6 protein-coding genes are annotated in these 7,083 nt (G+C 47.0%); 5 read left to right on the top strand and 1 reads right to left on the bottom strand.

What is annotated here, in order from left to right; all coding sequences use genetic code 11:
• Positions 1–89: 89 nt before the first annotated feature.
• Positions 90–986, bottom strand: coding sequence for a phosphoserine phosphatase SerB (gene serB / locus WH95_RS15765; protein WP_046509039.1), 897 nt, complete (start codon positions 984–986; stop codon positions 90–92).
• Positions 987–1,095: 109 nt separating this feature from the next.
• On the opposite strand from serB, the gene miaA reads away from it, so the two are divergent.
• The 5 genes from miaA to WH95_RS15740 all read left to right on the top strand — a co-directional run bounded on the left by miaA (position 1,096) and on the right by WH95_RS15740 (position 7,020).
• On the top strand, positions 1,096–2,046 hold the full coding sequence (gene miaA / locus WH95_RS15760) for a tRNA (adenosine(37)-N6)-dimethylallyltransferase MiaA (RefSeq protein WP_046509064.1): 951 nt from the start codon (positions 1,096–1,098) through the stop codon (positions 2,044–2,046).
• Between the two features lie 134 nt (positions 2,047–2,180).
• Entirely contained in the window at positions 2,181–3,944 is a 1,764-nt protein-coding gene (locus WH95_RS15755; RefSeq protein ID WP_046509037.1) for an acetolactate synthase 3 large subunit, read from the top strand.
• A gap of 96 nt (positions 3,945–4,040) precedes the next feature.
• Positions 4,041–4,547, top strand: a complete 507-nt coding sequence (gene ilvN / locus WH95_RS15750; protein ID WP_218044028.1) for an acetolactate synthase small subunit — start codon at positions 4,041–4,043, stop codon at positions 4,545–4,547.
• Between the two features lie 68 nt (positions 4,548–4,615).
• Positions 4,616–5,635: a ketol-acid reductoisomerase gene (gene ilvC, locus WH95_RS15745; protein ID WP_046509033.1), complete on the top strand. Its 1,020-nt coding sequence runs from the start codon at positions 4,616–4,618 to the stop codon at positions 5,633–5,635.
• Positions 5,636–5,982: 347 nt separating this feature from the next.
• A complete protein-coding gene (locus WH95_RS15740) occupies positions 5,983–7,020 on the top strand; it encodes a rod shape-determining protein (protein WP_046509031.1) in 1,038 nt (345 codons plus the stop codon).
• Positions 7,021–7,083 lie beyond the last annotated feature (63 nt).

The following is a 7,083-nucleotide window of genomic DNA, read 5'->3' as shown; positions in this document are numbered from 1 at the left end:
GCAAATTGCGAGGACTTTGTCAGCAGTCTGGGGCGTCCCGTTTATCGGTGACGCCCTTTTTTTTGTGGTCTTTTTCGTAATCTTGGGAACTATTTAGCAAAATCTTCTTTGTTATAGCCCTGATAATAAAGCAGGGCGAGGTGGTCGGTGTGCTTGACCTGATATTCTGCTGTGTCCTGTACGATAGGTTTTGCGTGATAGCCAACGCCCATACCGACGGCTGAGAGCATGGCGAGGTCATTGGCGCCATCACCGACGGCACAAACGTCGTTCAATTTAATGTTCAGCTTCTGGATCAGATCTTCTGTCGCTTCCAGTTTGGCTTCTCTTCCTAAAATGGGTTCTGTTACTGTGCCGGTCAGTTTTCCGTTTCCAATGTTAAGGGTATTTGCCCGGTCTTCGTTGAACTGACAAAGATCCCGGATCTGGGCTGTGAAGAATGTGAAGCCACCTGAAACCAATGCCGTATAGGCACCGTGTTTACGCATGGTTTTGACCAGTATGTCTGCGCCCGGGTTTAATTTCATCAGACCGGATATTTCGGTGAGTTCGCTTTCGGGGATACCTTTCAAGAGCGCTACTCTTTCCCGGAGGGACTCTTCGAAGTTCAGTTCTCCGTGCATGGAACGTTCGGTGATTTTCGCTATCTGATCGCCGACACCATGGCGGAGAGCAAGCTCATCAATCATTTCCTGACCAATAATGGTCGATTCCATATCAGCGACAAGGAGCTTCTTGCGTCGATTAGCAGTTTCCTGAACAGCAAAATCAAAAGAACTGCCCAACAATTCCTGTGATATTAGTTCCTTGGCTTCTTTAACTGTGAGGCCCGAGAAAAAAATATCGCAAGCTTCCCCGTCTGAGAGCCAATCCTGTTCTTCCAAGGATGCGCCGTGTTCCGTCAGGCATGTCGAAATGGATTGAATAGTCGCATGATCAAGCAGAGAGCTATTCGGGCGGGCTACTAGGGTGGCAACAAAACGCATTGGGACGTGACCTCGGGTCTGAGTTGTGGGTTCTGATTTGTTTTTGTGGCTCTTCAGATCAGGTTATAGTAGGAACCTGATAGACCTTGTTAAAGCAGAGAAGTCAGACGTGATCAACGATAAGCCTAAAGTAATTGTCATAACGGGACCAACCGCCAGTGGGAAATCGGCGCTGGGTGTTGATGCTGCGCTCACGCTGGATGGCGAGATCATCAATGCGGACTCTATGCAAATATATAAAGAGCTGGATGTGATCACGGCGCGTCCGGATCAGGCGTCGTTAGAAAAAGTTCCCCACCATTTATACGGCACGATTTCTGGTTCACGCAGATGCTCTGTCGAACAGTGGCGAACCCTGGCTATACAGGAAATTAATCAAGTCCATGAACGCGGCAAGATGCCAATTCTTGTCGGTGGAACGGGGATGTATATTCGGGCATTGGAAAAAGGAATCGCAGAGGTCCCGGATATTCCCGATGCTATTCGCGAAAAAGGCCGAACCCGTTTGGCACAGATCGGCGGAGAGGCTTTTCGGGCAGAGTTGTCTCTTCTTGATCCTGAAATGGGGGAGAAACTCAATCCCGGTGACAGCCAGAGACTGGCTCGTGCCTGGGAAGTTGTCACTCATACCGGGAAATCGCTTTTGCATTGGCAAAGAGAAGCCGAGGGGCAAGTCCCGGATTATGATTTTATTCGCTTTGCTTTGGTGCCACCGCGCGAAGATCTCTACGATAACTGTAATAAACGATTTGAAATCATGGTGGATCAGGGGGGCTTGAAAGAGGTGGAAGACCTTCTTGCTTTATCTCTTGATCCCGCTCTGCCCATTATGAAGGCGTTGGGTGTGCCGGAACTTGCTGAATATATCCGGGGAGAAGCGAGTCTGGAGAGCGCAATTTCGCGTGCGCAGCAAAATACCCGTCGTTATGCAAAAAGGCAGATGACATGGATCAGAACACAATATAATGACGCTAAAATCGTAAATGAGAAATATTCGGAAAGATTACAGGGTAATTTTTTTAATTTTATTCGCCAAAGCGGCTTGACCCCTTCCTGCTAAGAGGCTAGTTTTCGCGCTCGCAACCAAAAAGAAAGGCTAGAGAATCTTGGCCTTTTGCTCCTTTTCTTGTTACAGGCATTGGAGTTAGGATTGCACATCATTGAAAAGCCAGTTGTTTGAGAGGAATGAAACCAATGGCGACCGAACAGTTTACCGGCGCGGAAATAGTGATCAAAGCCCTGAAAGATCAGGGTGTGGACACCGTGTTTGGCTATCCTGGCGGTGCAGTGCTACCGATTTATGATGCGATCTTCAAACAGAACGACATTAAACATGTTCTGGTTCGTCAAGAAGGTGGTGCGGTGCACGCAGCGGAAGGATATGCGCGATCTACTGGTAAAGTCGGCGTCGTCCTTGTCACATCTGGTCCTGGTGCTACGAATGCTGTCACTGGTCTGACCGATGCTCTTTTGGATTCAATTCCCTTGATCTGTCTGACAGGTCAGGTTCCAACGCATCTGATTGGTAACGATGCGTTCCAGGAAGCTGATACAACGGGTATTACGCGCCCTTGTACAAAACATAATTATCTGGTGCGCGATATCGAAACCTTGTCTCGCACGATGCACGAAGCTTTTTATGTGGCGCAAAATGGGCGTCCTGGTCCTGTTGTTATTGATCTGCCAAAAGATGTTCAGCAAGGTAAAATCGATAGCTATCTTGCGCCGGAAGATGTGAAACACAGAAGTTACCGCCCACAGATTAATGGTGAAGTTGATCATATTAACGAAGCCATGGAACTTATCGCAAATGCAAAGCGACCAATTTTTTATGTTGGCGGCGGTGTCATTAATTCCGGATCTTCTGCTTCAACAGTTTTGACCGAATTGGTTCGCTTGACGGGCGCGCCCTGTACAACCACGTTGATGGGGCTTGGGGCTTATCCAGGGACAGATAAGCAGTTTGTTGGCATGCTCGGTATGCATGGTACCTACGAAGCCAATCTCGCTATGTACAACTGTGATGTCATGATCAATGTTGGGGCGCGGTTTGATGACCGTATTACCGGTGTCATCGATGAATTCTCTCCGGATTCAAAGAAAATCCATATTGATATTGATGCCAGCTCTATAAACAAGAATGTCATGGTTGATATTCCGATTGTTGGGGATGCGGGACGTGTCGTTGAAGAGATGCTTCGAATCTGGAAAGAAAAGAAATATTCTCTGGACAAAAAATCCTTGAAAGCCTGGTGGGGCCGTATTGATGAGTGGAGAGCAAAGGACTGCCTGGGTTACACACAGGACGGCCCAATTATTAAGCCTCAACACGCCATTAAACGTCTTTATGAGCTAACGAAAGATCGTAAGCCTTACATCACGACTGAAGTTGGTCAGCACCAGATGTGGGCGGCGCAGTACTTCCATTTTGACGAGCCCAAGAAATGGATGACTTCTGGTGGTCTTGGAACTATGGGGTATGGCCTTCCTGCGGCGGTCGGGGCTCAGCTTGCGCATCGTGAAGATTTGGTCATTGATATTTCCGGCGAAGCTTCTTTCATGATGAATATGCAGGAATTGGGAACAATTGCTCAGTATCGCTTGCCTGTGAAAATCTTTGTCGTGAATAACCAGTGGATGGGTATGGTGCGCCAGTGGCAGCAACTGCTACATGGTAACCGTCACTCTGAAAGCTATTCAGATGCTTTACCTGATTTGGTGAAATTGGCCGAATCTTTCGGGCTGAAGGGGATGCGCTGTGAAAAGGCGGAAGATCTGGATCGAATGATTCAGGAAATGATTGATTGCCCCGAACCGGTTATCTTTGACTGTCAGGTCGCAAAAGAAGAAAACTGCTATCCGATGATTCCATCAGGCGCCGCACATTACGAAATGTTGCTTGGCCCTGAAGATACAGCGGCGAAGCCAATTTCCGAAGAGGGAATGGTTCTCGTCTGATATCGGATTGATTTGTTGTTCGCGTTGCTTTGCTGAAAGGGGCGTGAAATGAATTGTGACAAAAACTATTAGTAGGATATGCGTCCCATGGCGCCGATGGATACAAATATTGAAAGCCGTACGATAGCGGTTCTTGTTGATAACGAACCTGGTGTTCTTGCCAGGGTTATTGGTCTGTTTTCAGGCCGTGGATACAACATTGAAAGCTTGACCGTGACCGAAGTTGATGTGGCACACGGTCTTTCCAGAATAACAGTCGTGACATCTGGTACGGCCCAGATTTTGGAGCAAATAAAGGCCCAGTTAGGGCGTCTTGTTCCAGTTCATCGCGTCCGTGATTTGACAAAGGAAGGGACTTCTGTTGAAAGAGAACTTGCTTTGATTAAAGTCGCTGGCGCAGGTGAAAAACGTGTTGAGGCTTTACGGATAGCGGATATTTTCCGTGCCCGTGTTGTTGATTCCAGTCATGATCACTTTGTTTTTGAAATGACAGGCAAAAGTGACAAGCTGGATGTCTTTGTTGATCTAATGCAACCCTTAGGGCTGATTGACGTCAGTCGGACAGGTGTTGTAGCCATCTCCCGCGGGGCAAAGGCGCTCTAGGCGATACAACCCACGAGATTTTCTGTTTGATATAGCTATGAATAGCTACAGTAAGGAAGGAATAAGCTATGCGTGTCTATTATGACCGTGATGCGGATGTAAATCTGATTAAAGGTAAAAAGGTTGTAATCGTTGGTTACGGTAGCCAGGGTCATGCCCATGCTAACAACCTGAAAGACAGCGGCGTTAAGGATGTGCGTGTAGCACTTCGTCCTAACTCAGGCTCCGTTGCAAAGGCAGAAGCTGCTGGTTTCGAGGTTATGGCACCAGCTGATGCAGCTGCTTGGGCAGATGTTGTTATGATCCTGACCCCTGATGAAAATCAGGCAGCTCTTTACAACGCTGATCTTGCTGCAAACCTCAAAGAAGGTGCAGCTATCGTTTTTGCGCACGGTCTGAACGTTCACTTCAAACTGATCGAACCACGTGCTGATCTTGACGTGTTCATGATTGCACCAAAAGGCCCTGGTCACACTGTACGTAGTGAATATCTAAAAGGTGGCGGTGTTCCATGTTTGATTGCGGTTCATCAGAACGCTTCTGGTAACGCACAGGAAATTGCCCTGTCTTATGCTTCTGCTATTGGTGGTGGTCGTTCCGGTGTTATTGAAACAACCTTCCGTGAAGAGTGTGAAACTGACCTCTTTGGTGAGCAGGTTGTTCTGTGTGGTGGTCTATGTGATCTGATTAAAGCTGGTTTCGAGACCTTGACCGAAGCTGGTTATGCACCAGAAATGGCTTACTTCGAGTGCTTGCACGAAGTGAAGCTGATTGTTGATCTGATGTACGAAGGTGGTATGGCAAACATGCGTTACTCCATCTCTAACACAGCAGAATTTGGTGATTATGTAACTGGTCCTCGCATTATTACTGATGAGACAAAAGCTGAAATGAAGCGTGTTCTTGCTGACATTCAGTCTGGTCGTTTTGTACAGAAATTTGTTCTGGACTATCAAGCTGGCCAGCCAGAGCTTAAAGCAACTCGTGGTCTGAATGCAGAGCACCCAATCGAAGAAGTTGGCGAGCGTCTCCGCGCTATGATGCCATGGATTGGCGCGAATAAGCTTGTTGACAAAGAAAAGAACTAATTTTCTTTGATCTCTTAAAAAGGCGGGTTTATCCCGCCTTTTTTGTGTTTTTTTGGGGGTTGTTAACCATCTTTAAATCTCTTTCTTTGCACGATATATCAGTGGGGGAATAGATATAAATACAGGGTGATAACTAGGAAAACGCGAAAGAGTAAACAAACTGCGATTTTCGACCTTTCACAAAGCGTGAAAAGTGTTATTGTACCCGACCATCGGGACATTCTGTTTCGGGGGGAATTTTGTGACTTTCTCCAAACATTACGGGGTTGTGTCTTGCAAGATCTGTTTTGCAAGAGTATCCCTCGCATTATTGTGTATGACGTTTGAAATTTAGGGATAACTAATTCATGGTCTCTTTGTTTGGCATGTTTTCTACCGATATGGCCATTGACCTCGGTACCGCCAACACCTTGGTATATGTGAAGGGTCGGGGCATTGTCCTCAATGAACCTTCGGTGGTTGCAATCGGTGAAAAGAAAGGCAAGAAGCAAGTTCTTGCTGTTGGTGATGAAGCCAAGTTAATGCTTGGTCGTACACCGGGTAACATCCAGGCTATCAGACCATTGCGTGATGGTGTTATTGCTGACTTTGATGTCGCAGAGGAAATGATCAAGCACTTTATTCACAAGGTACACGGTCGCCGTTCATTTGCGCGCCCAAGAATTGTGGTTTGTGTTCCCTTTGGCTCTACGGCTGTTGAGCGTCGTGCTATTCAGGAATCAGCTGAATCAGCAGGGGCACGCGAAGTTCACCTTGTCGAAGAGCCAATGGCTGCTGCGATCGGCGCCGGGCTTCCTGTGACAGAGCCAACCGGTTCTATGGTTGTTGATATTGGTGGCGGTACAACAGAAGTTGCTGTTCTGTCACTTGGTGGTATTGTCTATTCCAGATCTGTTCGCGTTGGTGGTGACAAGATGGATGAAGCAATTATTGCTTATATCCGTCGGAATCATAATCTTCTTGTTGGTGAAGCATCTGCTGAACGTATCAAAAAGGAAATTGGATCAGCCTGTCCGCCAGAAGATGGCGAAGGCATGACAATGGAAATCAAAGGCCGCGACCTTATGAACGGTGTTCCTAAGGAATTGATTATCTCAGAGCGTCAGATTGCCGAAGCTCTAGCAGAGCCTGTAGGCGGTATTGTCGAAGCTGTAAAAGTTGCTCTTGAGCATACTGCGCCAGAACTTGCAGCTGATATCGTTGATAAGGGCATTGTCCTGACGGGTGGCGGCGGATTGCTGCGTAATCTCGATTATGTTTTACGTGCATCAACTGGTTTGCCTGTGTCAATCGCCGATGACCCTCTTAGCTGTGTTGCTATGGGGACAGGGCGTTGTCTGGAAGATTGGAAAACACTTCAGCACGTTCTCATTCAGATGTATTAACCTCAAATTTGAAGTTATTTTTTATCTTCATCAATTTAAAAGTTATTTTTTAACTTTTTGGTG

Origin of the sequence: Kiloniella litopenaei, assembly GCF_000982415.1 — a bacterium.
Classification (GTDB): domain Bacteria; phylum Pseudomonadota; class Alphaproteobacteria; order Kiloniellales; family Kiloniellaceae; genus Kiloniella; species Kiloniella litopenaei.
This window is presented reverse-complemented; position numbering and strand designations above follow the sequence as displayed.